This window comes from Aquimarina algiphila (genome assembly GCF_947494415.1).
GTDB classification, from domain to species: domain Bacteria; phylum Bacteroidota; class Bacteroidia; order Flavobacteriales; family Flavobacteriaceae; genus Aquimarina; species Aquimarina algiphila.
Map to the genome: position 1 here is coordinate 560,186 of NZ_CANLVC010000008.1, position 21,367 is coordinate 581,552.

The 21,367-nt window shown below is 31.8% G+C and carries 19 protein-coding genes; 11 read left to right on the forward strand and 8 right to left on the reverse strand.

Annotated elements, in window-relative coordinates:
* Nucleotides 1–10 precede the first annotated feature (10 nt).
* Nucleotides 11–1,444: a DNA/RNA non-specific endonuclease gene (locus PQF96_RS20170; RefSeq protein ID WP_271767996.1), complete on the reverse strand. Its 1,434-nt coding sequence runs from the start codon at nt 1,442–1,444 to the stop codon at nt 11–13.
* 232 nt (nt 1,445–1,676) lie between these two features.
* Between PQF96_RS20170 and PQF96_RS20175 the strand changes: the two genes are divergently transcribed.
* From PQF96_RS20175 to PQF96_RS20215, 9 genes are all read left to right on the forward strand, one after another.
* Nucleotides 1,677–3,305, forward strand: coding sequence for an acyl-CoA carboxylase subunit beta (locus tag PQF96_RS20175; protein ID WP_143917379.1), 1,629 nt, complete (start codon nt 1,677–1,679; stop codon nt 3,303–3,305).
* Between the two features lie 2 nt (nt 3,306–3,307).
* On the forward strand, nt 3,308–5,146 hold the full coding sequence (locus PQF96_RS20180; protein ID WP_271767997.1) for a tetratricopeptide repeat protein: 1,839 nt from the start codon (nt 3,308–3,310) through the stop codon (nt 5,144–5,146).
* 25 nt (nt 5,147–5,171) lie between these two features.
* Nucleotides 5,172–5,921 (forward strand): LytR/AlgR family response regulator transcription factor, encoded by a 750-nt coding sequence (locus PQF96_RS20185; protein WP_109434920.1) that lies wholly within the window; start codon nt 5,172–5,174, stop codon nt 5,919–5,921.
* Between the two features lie 118 nt (nt 5,922–6,039).
* On the forward strand, nt 6,040–6,663 hold the full coding sequence (locus PQF96_RS20190; RefSeq protein WP_271767998.1) for a hypothetical protein: 624 nt from the start codon (nt 6,040–6,042) through the stop codon (nt 6,661–6,663).
* A gap of 45 nt (nt 6,664–6,708) precedes the next feature.
* Nucleotides 6,709–7,410: a VWA domain-containing protein gene (locus tag PQF96_RS20195; RefSeq protein WP_109434918.1), complete on the forward strand. Its 702-nt coding sequence runs from the start codon at nt 6,709–6,711 to the stop codon at nt 7,408–7,410.
* Nucleotides 7,411–7,415: 5 nt separating this feature from the next.
* Nucleotides 7,416–8,117, forward strand: coding sequence for a TapB family protein (locus PQF96_RS20200; protein WP_143917375.1), 702 nt, complete (start codon nt 7,416–7,418; stop codon nt 8,115–8,117).
* Nucleotides 8,118–8,141: 24 nt separating this feature from the next.
* Complete coding sequence (locus tag PQF96_RS20205) at nt 8,142–9,215, forward strand: OmpA family protein (RefSeq protein ID WP_271767999.1); 1,074 nt, start codon at nt 8,142–8,144, stop codon at nt 9,213–9,215.
* A 120-nt stretch (nt 9,216–9,335) separates the two neighbouring features.
* Complete coding sequence (locus tag PQF96_RS20210; protein WP_271768000.1) at nt 9,336–9,647, forward strand: ribonuclease H family protein; 312 nt, start codon at nt 9,336–9,338, stop codon at nt 9,645–9,647.
* Nucleotides 9,648–9,851: 204 nt separating this feature from the next.
* Nucleotides 9,852–10,043, forward strand: coding sequence for a hypothetical protein (locus PQF96_RS20215; protein ID WP_271768001.1), 192 nt, complete (start codon nt 9,852–9,854; stop codon nt 10,041–10,043).
* Nucleotides 10,044–10,156: 113 nt separating this feature from the next.
* Here PQF96_RS20215 and PQF96_RS20220 read toward each other — a convergent pair whose 3' ends face one another.
* The 7 genes from PQF96_RS20220 to menA all read right to left on the reverse strand — a co-directional run bounded on the left by PQF96_RS20220 (nt 10,157) and on the right by menA (nt 18,597).
* Nucleotides 10,157–11,479, reverse strand: coding sequence for a M24 family metallopeptidase (locus PQF96_RS20220; RefSeq protein ID WP_271768002.1), 1,323 nt, complete (start codon nt 11,477–11,479; stop codon nt 10,157–10,159).
* A 118-nt stretch (nt 11,480–11,597) separates the two neighbouring features.
* Entirely contained in the window at nt 11,598–13,694 is a 2,097-nt protein-coding gene (locus PQF96_RS20225; RefSeq protein ID WP_271768003.1) for a YfbK domain-containing protein, read from the reverse strand.
* A gap of 129 nt (nt 13,695–13,823) precedes the next feature.
* On the reverse strand, nt 13,824–14,939 hold the full coding sequence (locus PQF96_RS20230; protein WP_109434911.1) for an AMP-binding protein: 1,116 nt from the start codon (nt 14,937–14,939) through the stop codon (nt 13,824–13,826).
* 58 nt (nt 14,940–14,997) lie between these two features.
* Complete coding sequence (locus tag PQF96_RS20235) at nt 14,998–15,930, reverse strand: CPBP family intramembrane glutamic endopeptidase (protein WP_271768004.1); 933 nt, start codon at nt 15,928–15,930, stop codon at nt 14,998–15,000.
* A gap of 17 nt (nt 15,931–15,947) precedes the next feature.
* Nucleotides 15,948–16,988 (reverse strand): o-succinylbenzoate synthase, encoded by a 1,041-nt coding sequence (locus PQF96_RS20240; RefSeq protein WP_271768005.1) that lies wholly within the window; start codon nt 16,986–16,988, stop codon nt 15,948–15,950.
* Entirely contained in the window at nt 16,988–17,668 is a 681-nt protein-coding gene (locus PQF96_RS20245) for a metal-dependent hydrolase (RefSeq protein WP_143917367.1), read from the reverse strand. The genes PQF96_RS20240 and PQF96_RS20245 overlap by 1 nt, the downstream gene beginning before the upstream one ends.
* Before the next feature lie 29 nt (nt 17,669–17,697).
* Entirely contained in the window at nt 17,698–18,597 is a 900-nt protein-coding gene (gene menA, locus PQF96_RS20250; RefSeq protein ID WP_271768006.1) for a 1,4-dihydroxy-2-naphthoate octaprenyltransferase, read from the reverse strand.
* A 199-nt stretch (nt 18,598–18,796) separates the two neighbouring features.
* On the opposite strand from menA, the gene PQF96_RS20255 reads away from it, so the two are divergent.
* Together PQF96_RS20255 and PQF96_RS20260 are read left to right on the forward strand one after the other, a co-directional pair.
* Nucleotides 18,797–20,500, forward strand: coding sequence for an alpha-amylase family glycosyl hydrolase (locus PQF96_RS20255; protein WP_271768007.1), 1,704 nt, complete (start codon nt 18,797–18,799; stop codon nt 20,498–20,500).
* Between the two features lie 448 nt (nt 20,501–20,948).
* Entirely contained in the window at nt 20,949–21,314 is a 366-nt protein-coding gene (locus PQF96_RS20260; RefSeq protein WP_109434905.1) for a hypothetical protein, read from the forward strand.
* The last annotated feature ends 53 nt before the right edge of the window (nt 21,315–21,367 follow it).

Here is a 21,367-nt window from a genome sequence, read left to right on the forward strand (position 1 = left end):
AGGTATGTTTTTAATTAAAAGACCTATTATCTAATCTTGATTCTACTACTGATTCAATAGAATTAGGTATATTTTCAAAAAAGTCATACCCTGTAAGGTTTTCAATATCATCAACTGTTGTTATATATTGTCTCCAGTCACTACTAACATTTTGATCATTAGGAACATTGATAGCAATCATTCTAGTTGAGGTAGTCACTCTATTGATATCGTTAGAGCCATTTGGTAATACCAATGCAACTTTCCAAAAAGAATCGGGTACATTAACCCTTCCATTACTTAAAGTTGATCTAAAACCATTACTTCCGGTACCACCAGTACCTGTGACACCTGATACGATATGAACTTCGTTACCTGCATCTACCAATGTTCTTAAATATCTCTCAAGTCCTACCCATGGTCTTGTGTTATTTCTAGGTGCTTGTGGTGCCATATTGGTCATAAAAAAAGTATTCTCATTTTCTTGAGCCGTAACGGTTCTGTCTGCAGATGGGCAGATATGTCCTCTATGAAATCCAGAACCTCTATATTCATTTTCTGTTATTCTATTAAAGGTACTTGGCAAAGATGTATCTTGCTGAAAGCAGTTACAACGTCCTCTGCTTCCTAACCAATCAGCATTTAGATGCCAACTCACCCAATTTGGTGTACCATTATTATTATTGTAGGATAAAGCAAATTCTGGTTTAGACAAGAAATAATTATTTGCATTAGAATTTGCATTAGAAGGGTTTCCAAAAGCAATATTACTATTTCTTCCGCCACCTTGGTTGCCTCCGCCGCCATCACCACCACCTCCGGTAGTACCAGTAACAATTTCTAGATTATCGATATTAATTCTGTTACGTCCTCCTGAAGCTTTGGAAATACCATATCGTACACTACGGGTTTCATTCACTTCAAAAGAAACGGTGTTTAATGTTGTAGAGGTTGTATTTACAGTTTCTCCTACAAAAGACCACGAGGATCCATTATCATAAGAAGCTATTAATCTCCAGGAAGAATTTCCATCATTACCGTATTTGGCATGGCGAACACGAACAGTTCTTACCCCATTATCCATATTAAAGGACATTACAGCATATCCTGTATTTCTCATTCTAATAGATTTTCTTCCAAACTTTCTATCTCTTGATAGTGTACCTATCAAAGCATCGTTAAATGACCAGTTTCCAGAAGATAAGTTAACACTTCCACTCGCATATCTTGGTTTTGAACCAGACTCATATCCTTCTGTAAAGCCTGATGACCGTTTTGCAGAAAAATTATGCTCATGTGGACCTTCATTATCATAAAAATTAGTTGTCACATCAAACTCACCGTTAATGGCTAAGGGGACAGATTCAATGGGTTCATAAACAGAATCATCATTGGTATCACAACCTGCAATTAGTAAAGTAATTACAAAAAGAAAAGGGAAAAAATTGACATTCAAAAGTCTCATAGTTGAATTTTTAGGTTATTGATTTGTGTTATTTTAATTTCAAAATAATCGTAAATGCATCACAACACTGTTAATCACTTACCAAAAAAACGTTATCAAACAATTAATAATCAACACTTTAATTAATGAAAAAATAACACTTTAGAAACATTACTATAACTATTCTTAAATTCAATATGTATTCTTTATAAACTGTACCTTTTTTGTATTTTCGTGCAAACAATACACACAAATGGATATAAACTTCAATAAGAACGAAGATCATAATAAACTTTTAGCATCAGACCTAAGGCAGCGACTAGCCAAAGTAAAATTAGGAGGGGGTGAAAAACGAATTGAAAAACTTCATTCTCAAGGTAAAATGACCGCCAGAGAAAGAATTGATTATTTATTAGACAAAGATTCTGAATGTATTGAAATTGCTGCTTTTGCTGGTGAAGAAATGTATCAAGAACACGGTGGATGCCCCAGTGGCGGTGTTGTTGTCAAAATTGGATATATTAGTGGTAAACAATGTATTGTCGTAGCAAATGACGCAACGGTTAAGGCCGGTGCATGGTTTCCTATTACTGGAAAGAAGAATTTAAGAGCTCAGGAATTATCTATAGAAAACAAACTACCCATTATTTATCTTGTTGATAGTGCCGGAGTATATCTCCCTATGCAGGATGAGATATTCCCTGATAAAGAACATTTTGGTAGAATCTTTCGTAACAATGCCGTAATGAGTAGTATGGGTATTGTCCAAATATCTGCGGTTATGGGAAGTTGCGTTGCTGGTGGTGCCTACCTTCCTATTATGAGCGATGAAGCATTGATAGTTGATAAAACCGGAAGTATTTTTTTAGCAGGAAGCTATTTGGTAAAAGCTGCAATAGGTGAAACTATTGACAATGAAACTCTAGGCGGAGCGACTACACATTGTGAAATCTCAGGAGTCACAGATTATAAAGCCAAAGATGACAAAGATGCTTTGGATACAATTAAAAATATAATCTCAAAAATCGGAGACTTTGAAAAAGCTGGGTTTAATCGTGTTAAACCTGCTAAACCTAAAGATAACCCAGAAGAAATTTATGGCATATTACCAAAAGCCAGAAATGAGCAATACGACATGATGCAAATCATTAGTCGATTGGTTGATGATTCTGAATTTGAAGAATACAAAGCTGGATATGGACAAACTATTATAACTGGATATGCACGTATTGACGGTTGGGCTGTTGGTATTGTTGCCAATCAACGTAAAATTGTAAAAACCAAAAAGGGAGAAATGCAATTTGGAGGGGTTATTTATTCAGATTCTGCAGATAAAGCCACTCGATTTATTGCTAATTGTAATCAAAAGAAAATACCATTAGTATTTCTGCAAGATGTAACTGGATTTATGGTTGGGAGTAAAAGTGAACATGGAGGTATTATCAAGGATGGTGCAAAAATGGTAAATGCTGTAAGTAATAGTGTTGTTCCAAAATTTACTATTGTAGTAGGTAATTCTTACGGAGCAGGGAATTATGCCATGTGTGGTAAAGCATACGATCCCAGGTTAATTGCCGCATGGCCAAGTGCAGAACTCGCTGTAATGGGAGGTGCCCAAGCTGCAAAAGTATTATTACAAATTGAAACGGCTTCTTTAAAAAAGAAAGGTGAAGAATTATCTGAAGAGGATGAAAAAGCTCTTTTTAATAAGATTAAAGGCAGATATGATGCTCAAACCTCTCCATATTATGCCGCAGCAAGAATATGGACAGATGGTGTAATTGATCCCTTGGATACTAGAAAATGGATTTCTATGGGTATTGAAGCTGCAGACCATGCCCCTATCGAAAAGAAGTTTAATTTAGGGATTATCCAGGTATAAAAATGAAAGTATCTTTTATTGTTATTATTTATGCACTAGTACTCAGTTTACACGGGATACATGCACAATCTGAAGTAGAAAAAACTCAAAAAATAGAACAACACTTATTAAAATCTAAAGCTTTATTACAAAAAGATTTAGATAGCTCTCTTTTTTATGTTGAAAAAGCTCTAAAATTATCCAAACTAATTGCTAATGATACGTTATTAGCCAAATCTCGTTTACAAAAAAGTAGTGTTCTTATTTTTAAAAAAGGGTTTTCTGAAGCAGATTCATTACTTCAAAACAATCTTAAGAATGAATTACCAAAACATATTGAGGGGCAAACATTACATAATCTAGGCACTATTCAATATTACAAACAAGACTTTAAAAGAGCGTTAGATATTTACCTAAAAGCAGCAAAGATCTTAGAACAAACTAATAATTCTAAACAACTTGTAAATACGTATACGAATATAGGCTCTATTAATGCAGCACTTAAAAACTTCAAAAATGCGCAAACGTATTTGGAGAGAGCTTTACCATTAAGTGAATTTAATGAAATTTTGAGATTACAGATCCTCGTGAATCTTTGTAACATTTATAAGGAACAAAAACTCTTTAAAAAATTTACAGATAATATCTTTGAAGCCGAAGCTTTAGCAAAAAAGTATAAAGCAAAAAATATCTTATCTGTAATATATAATAACCTTGCTCCTTATTATACAGAAGAAGGAGCTGATTATAACAAAGCTCTTGATTACGGAAAAAAAGCAATTATATTAAAAAAAGAACTTAATCAGACGAGTACTTTAAATGTTTCCTATAATAATGTAGGACATTCTTATCTCAAAAAAGGAGAATATAGAAAAGCGATACAATATCTGGATAGCGCAGTGCCCGGTACGCAAGGTGTATTAAAGTCATATATCTACAATAATCTAAAAGAATCCTATTCTGGTTTAAAAGATTACAAAACTGCAATTCTATACGCCGACCTTAAAGATCAAATCAAAGATTCTATTACTAATGCCGAGCAAAAGGAAAAAGTAGCTGAACTAACAGAAAGATTTGAATCTGAAAAGAAACAACAACAAATTGATATTTTAGATACAAAAAATGAATTACAAGCACTTACCATAAAACAACAAAATTATATACTTATCGTATTGATTATTTTTGGTGTACTGGTATTAATTTTAGGGTATTTTGGGTTTAAAAGTTACAAAACCAGACAACAACTGGATACTGTGTTATTGCAACAAAAATTAAGAAAAACACAGTTGAATCCACATTTCTTATTTAATGCTTTGCAAAGTATTCAAAATTTTATCTATCAAAATGATAAAGAAAAATCTGGTTCGTATTTAGCTAGCTATTCAAAATTAATTCGACTAATTTTAGAAAAATCAGATGATAACTTTACTAGCGTTGAAGATGATAAAACCGCTTTAGAATCTTATCTTAATCTACAACAGCTTAATTATAATAGTAAATTTGACTATACTATTGATGTTGATAGTACTGTAGAAGAAGATTTTGACATGTTACCTACTCTCATTACCCAACCTTTTGTAGAAAATGCAATATTACATGGGCTAAAAGATAGTGACACAGGAAACATCGTAGTAAAATACTATAAAAACAATAATACATTATATGTATCTATTGTAGACAATGGTAAAGGTTTTGAAACTAAAAAAGAAAATGCCAAACGATTACACAAATCCATGAGCATGGGGATTATTAGAGAACAGTTAAAAAACCTCAATAAAACTTCAAAACATTTTGATGGACATATTTCTATTGATTCTTCTAACGAGGGAACAAAGGTTATTCTAAGTTTTACTGCGGCATAATCAAAAAGTATACTACCTTTATCCTATGAGTAATATATCTTGCTTTATTGTTGAAGATGATCCACAAGCACTTACCTATGCATCTGCTATTGTAGAAAAATATGGTACCATTAACATTATTGGGAGTTGTGACTCTATAATAAAAGCTTCAAACCAAATAAAAGAGTTAAAACCTGACTTTATCATTCTCGATGTTTTTTTAACCGATGGAAATGCATTCGAATTTCTTGCTCTTTTTAACACTATCGAATTCAAAATTATTTTCACTACTTCATTTGCCAAATATGCCATCGATGCTTTTAGGTTCAGCGCATTAGATTATCTTTTAAAACCTTATGAAGAGAAAGAATTAACTTTGGCTTTGGATAAAGTAATTCAGGATATCCACAAAACAAACTATCAATCACAATTAAACACACTTCTTCATAATCTTTCTCATAAAGATCAGTCAAAAAAACTTGTACTAAAAAATGCCGATGCTATTCACATTGTTGATATTAAAGACATTTTATATGCAAAATCAGATAATAACTACACTACATTCCTTCTTGTAAATAACAAAGAAATTTTGGTCTCAAAACCTCTTAAATCTTTTGATGAAAAGCTAGGTAGTTATAATTTTTTTCGTGTACATCAGAGCTTTCTAATTAATCTTAGCTATATATCTAAGTTTGATAAACGCAATGAAGAAGTAATCCTTAAACAAGAACATTGCATACCAGTAGCACAAAGCAGAAAAAAGAATCTAATAGAATATATTAACCAATTGTTTTAAGATTCTCTTTAAACTCCCTTGATTTCTAAATACTCCTCTGCAAATTCACATTTATAAAAAATCTTGTTTTTAATAGATTTAAATTAGTTCATAAAACTATTTTAAAACAGAAAAAACAATGAAAAAAACTGCAATCACAATAGTATGTATTGCGTTATTATTTTCCTGCGGAAAAGATAAAAGTGGAGAAAAAGAACCCGGGCTATTTGACGTAATTGAAAGTGTTTCGGATCTTAATCAAATGGCCAATGAAGCAGAAAAAATTGAAGAAGAAAGCGAACAACTAAAAAATGCCACACCTATCTCCAAAGAAAAACTAAAAGCTTTATTACCAGAAAGTTTATTGGGGTATCCAAGAAAAAAATTCTCTATCGGAAATCAATTTATGCCCGATATGAATATGGCAGAAGCCGAATATGAAAACGAAAATGGAGATCTTATTTCTTATTCTATAATTGATGGCGCGGGAGAAACAGGTAGTGCAATGGTAACACTTGCCCGATTAGGTTTTTCCAGGGATTTCGAAGAACAGAGTGATTCTGGATATAGAAAATCCATAACTATAAACGGATATAAAGCTATAGAAGAAGTAGAAAAAGATAGCTACGATGGTAGTGAGGATTCTAAAATAGAACTTCTAATCTCCAATAGATTCATTGTTACTCTAGACGGAGAAAGAGTCTCTATGGATCAATTAAAGAACGCCATTAAAGAACTTAAATTAAATCAACTAGGGCAATAAAAAAAAAGAATAGCACATCACACAAATATTTAATTGGAATAAAAAATGAAAAAGATAAAATCAATTTTATCACTTTTATTACTACTAGCCATGTTTCAGTCATGTTATGTCATGAAAAAATCTGATCAGTTTTTCGGCATTGAAACATCAAATCGAAATACACTATATCTCATTGATATATCCGGAAGTATGGAAGGTATTGATGAAGGATCTGTAAAAGATCAGGTAATGCGTGAAGCTGGCAATAAAGCTGGAAATGTAGTAAGTAAAACTATTGGGGGGAAGATAGGTAACATTCTTGGTAAGCAGGTAACCAAACAAGCAACCAAATTAGGTGCTGTAAAACGAAAACTAATACCTGCAATAAAAGGATTACCTGATGGTAAAAAATTTGTTGTTTTTGCTTATAACAATAATGTAACCAAACAATCTATAGAACTTAGAATCGCTACTAATACATCTAGAACCTCTTCAAATATTTTTGTTGAAAATCTAAAAGCTGGAGGAGGTACAAATACATTAAATGGTCTATTAGAAGCCTTATCTACAGAAGGAGTTGAAGAAATTGTATTAATGAGTGATGGTCTTCCTAATGGAGGTCCTCAAGCAGTACTAGAGGAAATACGAAAAGTAAATACCAAGGGAGTTATCATACATACTATTGCTTTTGGCGAAGATGCTGATCACAACTTTATGAGAACGTTAGCACAGGAGAACCAAGGTACATTCATCACTTCTAAAATGTAATACAAATGAAAATTAAAATTGGAATACTTATAACCATACTTGTTACTCTTTTTTGTATACGTTCATATGCTCAGAACTGTGATGAAGTATTATTTATGAAAAAAGGTGCTATCCTTACTTATACTGATTACAATAAAAAAGGAAAAGAGCTTAACTCAACGGTACATGAAACAACATCAGTTACGCAAGAAAATAATCTCTACACGGCCATAATTCAAGCTACCAGAAAAGATCAAAAAAACAAAGAAACTTTTACTACCAGCTTTAAAACAAGATGTGAAGGAGGACTGTTTAGTGTAGACATGATGCGTTTCTTTAACTACGATAAGTTATCAGAACAACAACAAAAAGGACTTAAACTGAAAATAGATGGAGATGTTCTAGAATTTCCTGTAAACAGTAAAGTTGGAGATCAAATGGATGATGGCCACATCACAATAAAACTAAACAGTGAAGGATTTACACTTATTACTATGACTTTTGATATCAAAAATAGAAAAATCGTTGGAGAGGAGAGTATTACTACTCCAGCAGGAACTTTTGATTGCCAAAAAGTAACGTTTGATTTTGAAAGTAAATTCGGAATCATAAAAGTAAAAGGTAGTGGTGTAGAATGGTATCATGATAATGTTGTGGTCATAAAATCTGAATCTTACAATAAAAAAGGAAAGTTGACTGGATATCACCAATTAACAAAAGTCCAGTAATCTAAATCATAAAAATATAACGAAATGACAAAAGTAATTTGGGTAATCTGCTTATCATTACTATTAACGAATTGTAAAAATAACACTGGAGAAACAGAAGAAGAAGAAGAACGAATACAGACAGAAGAAGAAACTTCTATTCCTGATAGTAAAACAACTGAAACTGTAGAAGTAATTAAAAATACAGAAACAGAAAAACAACCTGTCAAAGAATTTAACTGGAATGACATCCCTATTACCAATCAAGATATTGGTGATTATCCATATATAACACCTCCAAAGGGAATGGAGGTGAGTGAAAGTAGTAGCGCTACAAAATCTTATGATTTCCACAAATTAGAGATGTTTGATGGCACTTCTTTCTTTGCTTTTGAAGGACGTGTTGAAAAAATGAGTATTAAGATGAGTCTCAAGGATAATTCTGATCAAGACTGGAATCAGTATTTATTTGATAAAAGTGTTTCAGAATATCTTACATCAATTGGAGCGAAGTTAATTTCTGATCAAAAAATTCCTGAAGAACTCATGGTCAATTTTGGGGATACCCCAAACGAAAGATATGCCCATATGCATGATTTTTACATTGGCGATGTGGTAAACGATAAAGTCAGAATGTATGTTTTGAGAACGCAATCTCAAAAAATAGGTTTCCAGGTATATTCAAACACTGCTACAGGCGAAATAGGTATTGTTGAAGTTAAAGATTTTGAACAAACCATTGAAAAAATTACTGCTAATGAAATTAAAGAAGAGATTGAAAAAAACGGATTTGTAGCCCTTCATATTAATTTTGATACTGGAAAATCAAGAATAAAAACAGACTCCTACTCTATCATAGACGAAATTGTTAAAATGCTCAAAAACTCACCTGACCTAAAAATTAGTATCGAAGGACATACTGATGATGTGGGTGATGATAGTTCAAATCTAAAACTATCAAAAAATCGAGCTCGAGCAGTTTTAATGGCATTAACAGATGAAGGAATTGAAGAATCCAGGTTAAGTAGCGAGGGGTTTGGTGAAACTAAACCTGTCTCAGATAATACTACGGAAGATGGAAAAGCACAAAACAGAAGAGTAGAATTAAGAAAGCAATAACGATAAACTACTGGATATTGATTATGATTATTTTACTTTCATAATTAAATATACCAAAGTCTGAACTTACCGAAAAAGGACTTAAAAAAAGGAGTAGGTACCATTAAAAATATTTAAGAAATGATAGTATGGTCAGGAAGAGGATTCCTTTCGGTATTAGTATTGGCCGTGATCCTTGTCGTATTTACATCTATTTTGCCAAAAGAACAAAGTGATTACGCCTATATTATTGGACTCTTCATAGCTGGAGTTTTTAGTTGGTTCATGGGCAAAAAATGGAATGAATCTGATGGGAGAATTGTAATAGACAAGCAAACAGGGCAAGAAATTATTATAAAACCAAATCACAGCCTCTTTTGGATTAAGATGCAATATTGGGGAATTATTTTTGGAGGTATTGGCATACTAATGCTGATCAAACAATTTATATAAATAAGTCCGAATTTATAAATATCATGTATAAACTATAACAACCTATTTTGTTTATTACTATTTTCAATACATAATAATACTCATCATTGTAATTGGATAAAACATAGAATATTAATTTATATTTTTTTATCTGCAAGATTTTAAGGAATTTCAAAATTAGTAAGGGATAAAACTAATTTAAATTAACATCTAAAATTTTACGCAATGATTAAGAACATTTTAAATTTAGAAAAGGTCACAATTCTTAAAAAAGAAGACCAAAAATCAATTAATGCTGGTTTTTTGGAAGCCGTATGTCCAGAATTCCGACCATGTTGGAATGATAATGACTGCCCTTGCGGAGGATGTGGTGTAACGGTAAATGGTTTTTATATACCTGATTTATGTGCTTTCTAAAGCGGTAAAAAATTAGGATAAATCATTATCCTATAATTTAATTAAAAACTCCAATTATTAGATTTCTAATAATTGGAGTTCGTTTTTACAAGACAAGAGGTATTATTTATTTTTTACTTTCGTTTAGGAATTGTGATCAACTCTGTCTGTCTTTCATTAACATACCTAAAACCTGATTCTCCCCAAAAGCCTGCTTCTTCAAGCATAATACGAATATCTTTCTTCCATTCTGGTAGATTGACTGTGGTATTCAGTTCGATAGCATATACCGTATTTTCATACAATTGGTAATCTCCCGTTCCTTGAACTCCTCCTTGAGAGTCCCACATACCAATAGTAGGTCCAGCAGAATGTCCATATAACCCTAGTGGATGAGTATATATTGATGGTTTTAGCCCTTCTGTTTTTCCTTGCTCCAGGGATTTCAGTAATATCTCATTTCCTGTCTTCCCTGTTTCAAAATTTGATGTAAAAATATCCTGCACTCTATTTCCATCTGTAAAAGCTTTAACCAAATACTCTGGAGGGGAAGTTTCTTCGTTTCTTAAAATATAAGCATGTTGTTGACAATCTGTATTTAACCTCAAATACGTAATTCCAAAATCACAATGAATCAAATCACCAGGTCTAATTACTTTATCTTTTGGTCGGTCAGAAAAGGAAACGATATGACTTTTAAGTACTTCGCCAGATCGTTGAATATCTACTGTAGGATGAAACCATGTTTTTAATCCCATATCGGTTACTTTTTGTCTTAACCACCACACTACATCATCTGTAGTTGTAGTTCCTGGTTGTATTACCGAAGTGCTAAATGCTTCTTCAATAATATCATGAGTAATCTTTACCAACTCTTTATATATTTCCATCTCTTGTTGGACACGAGTTTCTATCCAGGCAATGGCTAACTTCTCAGCAGAAGCCACTCGAGATTTATATTCTTGTGGTAATACCTCCATAAACTCTTCATAGTCCGTTTTTACAATACCATCTAATATCCCAAAGTCTTTAGAGTAATTAATTCCTATTTTTTGAGGATTTCTTTTTGAGATGATATCGATCAGTGCTTTCCATTGATCAGGTTGCTTCTCTTTATCCCATGCAGAATCAATATTTTTACCTACACTATATCTAGCTACGGCCATTTTTTCTATAGTATTCTTGACTTTATCTCTATAAAAAACTAATATTGTCCTTCTTCTGGCATTCAACCATGTTGCGGGTAGCATTGTTTTAAGCACAGGGTCTTCATTATACTCTCGTGAAATCAAAATCCACATATCAAACTCTGTTCTATCCATCAATTGAGGTAAGAGATTATCAAACCTTTCCTTTAGAACCATATCAATAGCTGCCGCTCTTTCTCTTTGTTTAAGGATTTGTGATTGAATAGTTATGCTAAAAAGAAATATCGTGACTAAAATGAGGTTTTTCATTGTAAGATTAGTGTGAGATAATTAATAAGGTGTATTAAAAATTAAATGTATTACAAAAAAGAGACACCTGCAATGTTTTGCAAGTGTCTATTCATATTCAATCATTTATTCTAACCCTTTATAATCCATTATAACTATTCATCAATCTTACAAATTCTGCTTTATATCCCTGGTCATCTTTTTCTTTGTTTGTTCTGGCTAAAGAAATTATAGTATTAAGATCCTCATTCTCAATATATTTTGAATTTCTTAATTTCATTCCAAACCAAGCTACAGAGGCTGCAAAATTAAAGTCTTGTGAAACAGAAGATTTGTTATCGGTTTTTAAAACATGAATCATTTCGATACTTTTTCTTTCCTTCGGTTTTTTATATCTAAATTTTACTGTTAATAGCTCATCTCCATAATCTGTATTCATTTTTGAATCTGTATATTTTAGATTTGCAATATCCTTAACATATTCACTTTTTACTCCTACAGGAACTACTTCATAAAGTGCTGTAACTGTATGACCACTTCCTAATTCTCCAGCATCTTTTGTATCATCTACAAAATCTTCATCTTCCAGAAGTCTATTTTCATATCCGATTAAACGATATGCTTGTACTTTTCCCGGGTTAAACTCAACTTGTATTTTCACATCCTTAGCAATAGTATATAACGTGCCTCCAAATTCTTTACCCAATACTCGTTGTGCTTCTTGCATTGTATCAATGTATGCATGATTTCCATTCCCTTTATCTGCCAATGTTTCTAATTTACTATCCTTATAGTTTCCCATACCAAATCCTAGACATGTAAGAAATACATTTGATTTTCGTTTTTCTTCGATTAAATCTTTCATTTCCTTATCACTACTTATTCCAACATTAAAATCCCCATCTGTAGCAAGAATTACTCTATTATTTCCGTTTTTTATAAAGTTTTCTTTAGCTATTTTATACGCTAATTGAATTCCTTCTCCTCCTGCTGTAGAACCTCCTGCCTGAAGATTTTGTAAAGCTTGATTGATTTCTTGCTTATTTGCACCCGATGTAGGTTTTAATACCATTCCTGCTGCTCCTGCATATACCACAATTGAAACCTTATCTTTCTCTCTTAATTGCTTTACCAAGAGTTTAAATGCCTTCTTAAGTAATGGTAATTTGTTACTATTACTCATAGATCCAGACACATCAATTAAAAACACAAGATTGGAAGGAGGGATCTCATTTTGCGGAATCTCTTTTCCTTTTAATCCGATCTTAACCAATTGAGTTTTTGCATTCCATGGAGTCGATGTATATTCTGTATGAATTGCAAAAGGATGTTTTCCTGTAGGTTGTTCATACTCATAATCAAAATAATTAATCATTTCTTCAATTTTAACTGCATCTGCAGGAATATTAGTTCCATTATTGATCATTCTTCGAATATTACTATAAGATGCTTTATCTACATCTATAGAAAAAGTAGACAGGGGAGATAAATTGACTCTTTTAAAATCATTTTCTATAATCTCTTTGTATGATTCATCATTCTGCACTTTATAATTGCCCGATTTTGTAGTAATCAAGACTACTCCACCTGATGCTCGACTGCCGTAAATCGCAGATGTTTTTTTATTTTTAAGTACTTCAGTTTTTATAATATTCTCTGGTTTTATGGCTTTTACTAAAGCAATATCCCTACTATTTACAGGTACTCCATCAACTACATATAATGGTTGATTAACATTTGAAATTGAATTCATTCCACGAATTCTAATCGTACTATTATTCTGATTTGTATACCCCTTATTAATAGTTTGTTTTCGCGATAGTTTCCGTCTACGTTTTCTAGGTTTACGAGAAATACTTTCACTAGACACTACAGTAGCAGAAGCGGTGATTTGTCTTTTATATACTGGTGCGTAGCCTACAACTACTACTTCTTCCAATTGAGCAGCAGACACTTGCATAGTTACATGCATAGTAGTAGATTGGGAGTCTACTTTCTTTTCTTCGGTTTCATATCCAAGATAAGAATACATCAATGTATCCCCTATATGTGCAAGAATAGTATAGTTTCCATCAAAATCGGTTTGTACTCCTTTATGACTGCCCTTGATCAAAATATTAACCCCTGGTAAAGCTAAATTTTGATTATCCGTTACTTTTCCTGTAACTTTTATTTCTTGTGCATTTAAAACTCCTATAGAAAAGAAGAATAAAAACATATAATTTAATAGTTTCATAGTGGATAGTTTTTAATTACAAACTAAAACTAAATGTTCTTCTATGAGCTAGCAATCAAAAATGAGTGAAGTAGGCTTTCTGATGAGTAAAAAGGATATAATTAATTTTAATATTCCTTAAAATTCAGATTAGAATTTAGAATTTAAAGCTAACTCTACTGTTTGCTTTCTTTGTACTTTTCCATTTTCTGTTCCTATAAATTGAGGGAGGAAATGAATTTCTTTTGGGATTTCGTATTTGTTTAGGGTATTTAAATTTTGTATTCCTTCCCGAAGTGTGAGATATGCAATTTTATCATAATCACGTTCTATGAGTAAAATTACTTTATCACCTAATGCATCATCTGGTACACTGGTAATAAAAAAACGATGTCCAATTAATAACTGTAATTTTGTTTCTATCTCTTCTGGATATAACTTTACTCCTCCACTATTAATTACATTATCATGTCGTCCTTTCCACAAAAATTTTTTATATGTTTTAAGTTCTACAACATCATTGGTAATGATAGTTTCTTCATTGAGCTGAGGAGCTTTAATAACTAGGCAATTTCTATTATCTATGTTCAGCGTTATATTGGGTAATGCTTTAAAAAAATTAGCATCTTTTTTATCTTTTTTCTTTGGATTTATCCTACGTGCGGCAATATGAGATACCGTTTCGGTCATACCATAAGTTTCAAATATTTTAGTCTTAATACCTTGAACAAGTTCTTTTAGGTTTTCTGAAACAGGTCCCCCTCCTACGATTAACTTTTTAATCAAATGAAGCCTGTTTAGAGAATTATCTAATTGCAAAGGGACCATAGCGCAAAAATCATATTGCTTATAAACTGTATCAAGAGGAATTGTTTTTGGAGGGACTAAATCTATCTTCCATCCTAGTACCATTGCTCTTATCAGCATCATTTTACCGGCTATATAATTTGCAGGAAGACATAATAACGCTGTTGTACCTTCTTCTGCTTTAAAAAATTTACCAGTAGCTCTTGCACTATTAATCATATGTTTCTTGAACACCTTAATCTTTTTTGGTTTCCCGGTAGATCCAGATGTTTGTACAATTATATGATCTTTTTCATTTAACCAATCTAATAAAAAGTTTCCTGCATCCTGTTCATATACTTCTCCATCTTTTACAAAATTATAGGCAAAATACCTTAGTCCTTCCTTATCCAAGGAGTTCTTGTTTATTGAAAAACTCTGGTGTATTTCTGGTAAAGAAAATTCGCTATCAGTTTGCATACTCAAATTTCAATTTTCTAGTATATCCACAGGTTAACAGTGTGTAAACAGTATATTATTATTCTGTTATCCCAGAAGCCTCTTCTTGAACATTATTAAATGTATTCAAGGATCCAAAAAGTTTATCTTTCCACCCTGTCCATTTATATTTTTTTGACAATATGAATAAGAACATTGGAAAAATCACTAAAATAGGTAGTAAGATTTCATATCCAGAAGTTGGATCAGATTTATCTAGAAATATAGAGTCTGTCTGCAACGCCGTCCAGTCTGCAGTTACTAAAAGAACTGTCACTAAATTATTAGCCGCATGAAAACCTAATGCTAATTCAATCCCTTCGTCCATTAAGGTAATAATTCCTAAAAAAAGACCTGTGCCTATATAGTAAATCATCAATATAGGCCCTATTTTATCCACTTCAGGATTAGCAATATGCATAACACCAAAAAGTATAGATGTAAAAAATAATGGCATCCATTTATTCCTAAAAGCTAACCCCAACCCTTGCATTAGGTATCCTCTGAAAAAGTACTCTTCAAAACTTGTTTGTATAGGAACTAATATCAAAGCAATAGCCGTAAGAATAAGAAACGGAATAGGCTTAAAATTAATCTCGTAGTTTTCTGGAGTCACAAAATATACAATTAGTGTAGAAATAATAATAAATGAGGCCATCAGAATAAAAATGAAGAAAATACGCCCCCAATCTACTTTTTTCCTACTAGTAGTAAGTGATAAAAGACTTTGTTGATGAACATACCTAACCCAAAAAAACAAACCACCTAATAAAACCACAAAAAATACCATATTTTCTGCAAAAAATCTATTTTTTCCTTTTGCAAGGATTTCTTTTTCCATTATAGAAGCAATATCAATTCCCATTAGTTTAATTGCCAAATAATTAAACCCCATTAATCCCATAAACACTATCGGGATCGGCAAATATTTCCACATTCCTAATTTTCCTTGTCTTCCTTGTGTGATATACATATAATTATACTCTATATTTAATTAAAAAAATCCATAGCCCAATCTTTATTTTGATCATAGATTAAAGTTCCTTGATCAACAACCAAGGGAGAATCAATATTATTGGTGTACAAACCTCCCGTACCTAACCCCTGGGGCATTTTGTTTTGTAATGTGTACGTAAATTGAGCAATTGCATTCAGACCTATATTACTTTCTAATGCGCTAGTGATCCACCAACCAATATTGAGGTCTTCTGCTATTGAAATCCACTCCATAGTCCCTTTAAAGCCACCTATCAAACTTGGTTTAAGAATGATATATTGTGGTTGTATAGTTTGTAACATTTTTTTCTTTTCCGTTACATCAAAAACACCAATTAATTCCTCATCCAAAGCAATAGGCAATCGGGTTTTTTCACATAAGTTCTTCATTTCTTTGTACTGACCTTGTCGTATGGGTTGTTCTATACTATGTAAATCATAGATCGAAAGACGGTCTAATATTTTTAACGCATTCTGGGGTTTAAAAGCACCATTAGCATCAACTCTTAGCTCTATTTGTTCTGGTGAAAACTGTGATCTTATATAGGATAACAAGTTTAACTCAGTTTCAAAGTCGATAGCACCGATCTTCATTTTTATGCAATTAAATCCCTGGTTTAATTTATCCACTATTTGCTCACGCATAAATTCTTTGGTTCCCATCCAAATGAGTCCATTAATAGGAATATGATCCTGGTTTAGCGTAAATTTTGAAGGAAATAATACAAACGGAGAATCACTATGCAGGGATTTAAAAGCTATTTCTACCCCAAATTGAATACTAGGAAATTCGATCAACTCTTCCCATAATTTATCCACACCTAAATGTATATGCTCACAAGTCCATTTAAGTTTTTCTTCATAATCAGATCGATCATCTATACTTAATGTTCTTAGAATACCACATTCTCCTACCCCCTTTTTCATTCCATCTATTAGAGTTATAAACCATGTTTCCTTAGTTTTCAAAACTCCTCTGGAAGTACCACTTGGTCTTTTAAACTCCAGAATATGTTTATGGTATTTAGCGATCATTATAATTCAATGCTTGAACCTATTTCTAATAACATAAGATCTTTATTTCTTTCAAAAAACTTTCGTTTTGCTTCATCATGATCAATTTCTATATATCCAAAGGTATCATAATGTACTCCTAAAATTTTATCACATTCAACAAAATCGCTGGCTATAATAGCATCATCAACTCCCATGGTAAAATTATCACCAATCGGTAATATTGCTAAATCTAACTTTGTATACATTGGAATTAGTTTCATATCCATTGTTAAAGCAGTATCTCCAGCAATATAAATGGTCTTGTGTTCTCCTTCAATTATAAATCCACCAGGTTGTCCTCCATAGGTCCCATCAGCAAAACTACTGGTATGAATAGCATTAACATACTTCACTTTTCCAAATTCAAAATTCCAATTTCCTCCATGGTTCATAGGATGAACCTGAATACCTCGATTTTGATAATACATAGCTATTTCATAATTAGAAACGATTGTTGCATTATTATTTTTAGCTATAGCTTCTGCATCAAGAACATGATCTTCATGTGCATGTGTAAGTAGGATATAATCAACTTTTATATCATCGATAGCTATTTTATCTTTTGATAGTGGGTTTCCTGATATAAACGGATCAATTAATATATTGATATCATTAATCTTAACAAGTAGGGTGTTCTGCCCGTAAAATGTAATTTTCATGTGTGAAATACTTTTAAGTAATACGAAAACTATAAAATCTGACCGAGACTGAACAAAATAGAAAGCAAAAATGTTGTTAAAGCTACTTTTTTAAGTTCTGGATCCAATAGTTCTGTATTTTTAGTATTGATCACTTTTTTGATATGTATCAATAAAGGAATAAATGATAAAAGAAACAATAAATTTACCCAATGATCATAGGTGAGTAAAAGATAAAGCAACATGGATAGCATAGCAAGTATTAGTAATGAAAGGTGATATTTCTTTGCACGATTGATCCCTAATTTTACAACAAGTGTATTTTTCCCTGCTTTTTTATCACTATTATGATCTCTCATATTGTTAAGGTTTAATACCGTTGCACTTAATAATCCAATAGTTATTGCAGGAAGAAAAACTAAAAAATTAAGATTCTTAGTAAATAAAAAATAACAACCTACCACACTTACCAATCCAAAAAATATAAATACAAAAATATCTCCTAGTCCTTTATATCCATAAGCAGAACTACCCATGGTATATTTTATAGCTGCGACGATAGAAGCTAATCCTAAAAGAAAAAAGAATATTGAATACAAAAAATTGGCTGCTCCAAAGGAGACATAAATCAAAGCAATAGATACTCCTAAAGTTATTAAAGCAGTAATTATGATCCCTCTAAACATTTCTTTTTTAGAAATTGCTCCACTTTGTAAAGCTCTTTGCGGGCCAACCCTATCCTCATTATCCGTTCCTTTTACTCCATCTCCATAATCATTAGCAAAATTAGAAAGTATTTGTAACCCTAAAGTAGTAGCTATAGCAAGCCAAAAAATACCTGTCCCTATAAAACTTTGATATCCCAAGGCAGAACCTACAATTATTCCAGATACTGATAAGGGTAATGTTCGCAGACGTGCAGCCGAGATCCAGGCTTTAATTTTGGTCATTCTTGATCATTTAGATCCCAAAGGAACAGTATTTTCCTAAAAAAATAAAAATAATTCACATCAATTCTTCACATTCATAGTTCGTTTATCATAATAACACCAAATTGTTTTGATTCCATTTTTATTAATTTCGCAATTCTTCTTCCCCATATTTTTATGAGACTTTTTATAGATTAGCACTTTAAACCACCACATACTTATGAGACATATAATAATTATCGCTTTTCTATTTTTATTTGTAACCGCTGGATGTAATAATGATTCAAAAAAAGAGAAAAACACTACACCAACTACCTCAAATGATAGTATTAAAAAACCAAATACTTCAAAAACATTACCATTCATTTGGGAAGGATCTAATGTTTATTTTTTACTTACCGATAGGTTTAACAATGGAAATCCTAATAATGATGAATCTTTAGAAAGAACAAAAGAAACAGGAAAACTACGAGGTTTTGAAGGAGGAGACATCAGAGGGGTTATTCAAAAGATAGAAGATGGATATTTTAAGAAACTGGGAATTAATGCTATTTGGTTTAACCCTGTGGTAGAACAAGTACATGAAAGCGTGGATGAAGGAACCGGAAACACATATGCATTTCATGGGTATTGGACAAAAGACTGGACTAAGATTGATCCAAATTTTGGTACGTATAAAGATTTAAAAAAATTAGTTGAAATTGCCCATAAGAACGGAATACGAATACTCATGGATGTCGTATTGAATCACACTGGCCCTGTTACAGATAAAGACCCTGTATGGCCAGATAATTGGGTACGTACTTCTCCAAAATGCGCTTTTAAAGATTATAAAAGTACAGTTGCTTGTACATTGGTAGAAAATCTTCCGGATGTTAAAACAGAAAGTGATGAAAATGTAGGATTACCCGCCATACTATTAAACAAATGGAAAAAAGAAGGAACATTAGAAATAGAACTTGCAGAAATTGATGTTTTCTTCACTAAAACTGGCTTAAAAAGATCTCCTAAGAATTATATCATTAAATGGTTAACAGATTATGTTAGAGAACTAGGAATAGATGGATATCGTGTTGACACAGTTAAGCATGTAGAAGAAGGTGCATGGAGCGTACTAGCAGAACAAGCAAAACTAGCGTTTGCAGAATGGAAATCTAAAAACCCTGATAAAATACTTGACGAGAATGAATTTTATATTATTGGCGAGCTATATGGTTACGGAGTTGATGGAAAACGATATTATGATTTTGGAGATAGAAAAGTAGATTATTTTGCTAATGGATTTGATAATCTGATCAATTTTCAATTTAAATATGATGCTGCTCAGAAGGATTATGAACAATTATTTAGCAAATACAGTACCATCCTTAATACAAATTTAATCGGAAAAAGTGTGATGAACTATATTAGTTCTCATGATGATTCACAACCTTTTGATAAGGACCGCACTAAAACATACGAATCTGCCACCAAGCTTTTATTAACGCCTGGTATATCGCAGATATATTATGGAGATGAAATAGCAAGACCTCTTATTATTGAAGGGACCAAAGGCGATGCTACCCTTAGATCTAATATGAACTGGGATTCAATCTCTAATAGTAATACCAAATCTTTGTTGATTCACTGGCAAAAATTAGGAGTATTCAGAAAAAACCACCCTGCTATTGGAGGCGGAAAACACAAAATGATCTCAAAATCACCTTATGTTTTTTCTAGAACATACAATAAAAACAACATTTCTGACAAAGTTGTGGTAGCTTTAGATCTTCCTAAGGGAGAAAAAACAATAAAAATTGATTCTATTTTTCCAGAAGGAATGTCTTTAATTGATCAATATTCTGGTATCGAAGTAAATGTTTCTAAAGATTCTGTTAGAATCAATTCTGATTACAATATCATTTTATTAGAACCCAAAAAGTAAGCTGTCAATAATTGCTTAAGGTTAAATTTCATTGTGTCTCAAGCAGTTTTTGATTTAATTTCAAATAAAAAATTAGATTCTTATTCTCATTACGTAATGGTATAAGAAGAACTTACCTCCTTAGGATAAGGAGGTAAGTGTTGGGGAAAACAAAAAAAGTAAGGGAAAAATTGTAATTGGAATACTTTTCAAAGATAAAGAGGTTTGGAGCATATACGGTTACGGTTTTACCTCAAACTTTAGCCGGAATAGTAGTATTGATTGAAGTAATAGCTTTTAAATATCTGAAAAACAGTATTTTACACAAAAAACGAGTCAATTGTTAAAATATCTTAAATAAAAAAAACAGTGTTAAATTAAATAAATACTCAGAATTGATTTCTCATAAGTGAGGAAAAATTTAAATTTGCAATCATTAATAGTTAATCATCTTTATAATTTTACCCTTTTGGAAAATAAAAAAGCAAACAAGTTAGTCGATAAAATTATTGAAGACCTTGGAAAAACAGGTATCAATTCAGACACATTAATTGATGATCTTAAAGAATTAAGAACATATGCTCTAGAAGAACAAGTGCCTCTTGTAGTAAAAGTGCTTAGATATACTTATGAGCATATAGAAGAGAATGATTCGTTTCTTATACCTATCCCTGATGATGAACCAATTGATGAAGAAACCACATCCTCTGATAACGATACGGTTAAAGACCCAGTAGAAAGTCTTAAATACCTTATTTCTTTGACTAAAAGTCTTAATAACAAGATGAATATATCAGATTTAAAAGATTACCGAGATGCTTTAATGGCACACTAAAGAATTAAACCTAATTTTCTTCTTTACATTTAATATGATTTCTAAAAAAATGA

Coding starts and splice junctions, on each gene's coding strand:
- PQF96_RS20215 (WP_271768001.1), top strand. CDS start 9,852: ATGATTAAGAACATTTTAAATTTAGAAAAGGTCACAATTCTTAAAAAA.
- PQF96_RS20180 (WP_271767997.1), top strand. CDS start 3,308: ATGAAAGTATCTTTTATTGTTATTATTTATGCACTAGTACTCAGTTTA.
- PQF96_RS20200 (WP_143917375.1), top strand. CDS start 7,416: ATGAAAATTAAAATTGGAATACTTATAACCATACTTGTTACTCTTTTT.
- menA (WP_271768006.1), bottom strand. CDS start 18,597: ATGACCAAAATTAAAGCCTGGATCTCGGCTGCACGTCTGCGAACATTA.
- PQF96_RS20175 (WP_143917379.1), top strand. CDS start 1,677: ATGGATATAAACTTCAATAAGAACGAAGATCATAATAAACTTTTAGCA.
- PQF96_RS20195 (WP_109434918.1), top strand. CDS start 6,709: ATGAAAAAGATAAAATCAATTTTATCACTTTTATTACTACTAGCCATG.
- PQF96_RS20220 (WP_271768002.1), bottom strand. CDS start 11,479: ATGAAAAACCTCATTTTAGTCACGATATTTCTTTTTAGCATAACTATT.
- PQF96_RS20245 (WP_143917367.1), bottom strand. CDS start 17,668: ATGAAAATTACATTTTACGGGCAGAACACCCTACTTGTTAAGATTAAT.
- PQF96_RS20255 (WP_271768007.1), top strand. CDS start 18,797: ATGAGACATATAATAATTATCGCTTTTCTATTTTTATTTGTAACCGCT.
- PQF96_RS20185 (WP_109434920.1), top strand. CDS start 5,172: ATGAGTAATATATCTTGCTTTATTGTTGAAGATGATCCACAAGCACTT.
- PQF96_RS20210 (WP_271768000.1), top strand. CDS start 9,336: ATGATAGTATGGTCAGGAAGAGGATTCCTTTCGGTATTAGTATTGGCC.
- PQF96_RS20240 (WP_271768005.1), bottom strand. CDS start 16,988: ATGATCGCTAAATACCATAAACATATTCTGGAGTTTAAAAGACCAAGT.
- PQF96_RS20230 (WP_109434911.1), bottom strand. CDS start 14,939: ATGCAAACTGATAGCGAATTTTCTTTACCAGAAATACACCAGAGTTTT.
- PQF96_RS20235 (WP_271768004.1), bottom strand. CDS start 15,930: ATGTATATCACACAAGGAAGACAAGGAAAATTAGGAATGTGGAAATAT.
- PQF96_RS20190 (WP_271767998.1), top strand. CDS start 6,040: ATGAAAAAAACTGCAATCACAATAGTATGTATTGCGTTATTATTTTCC.
- PQF96_RS20170 (WP_271767996.1), bottom strand. CDS start 1,444: ATGAGACTTTTGAATGTCAATTTTTTCCCTTTTCTTTTTGTAATTACT.
- PQF96_RS20225 (WP_271768003.1), bottom strand. CDS start 13,694: ATGAAACTATTAAATTATATGTTTTTATTCTTCTTTTCTATAGGAGTT.
- PQF96_RS20205 (WP_271767999.1), top strand. CDS start 8,142: ATGACAAAAGTAATTTGGGTAATCTGCTTATCATTACTATTAACGAAT.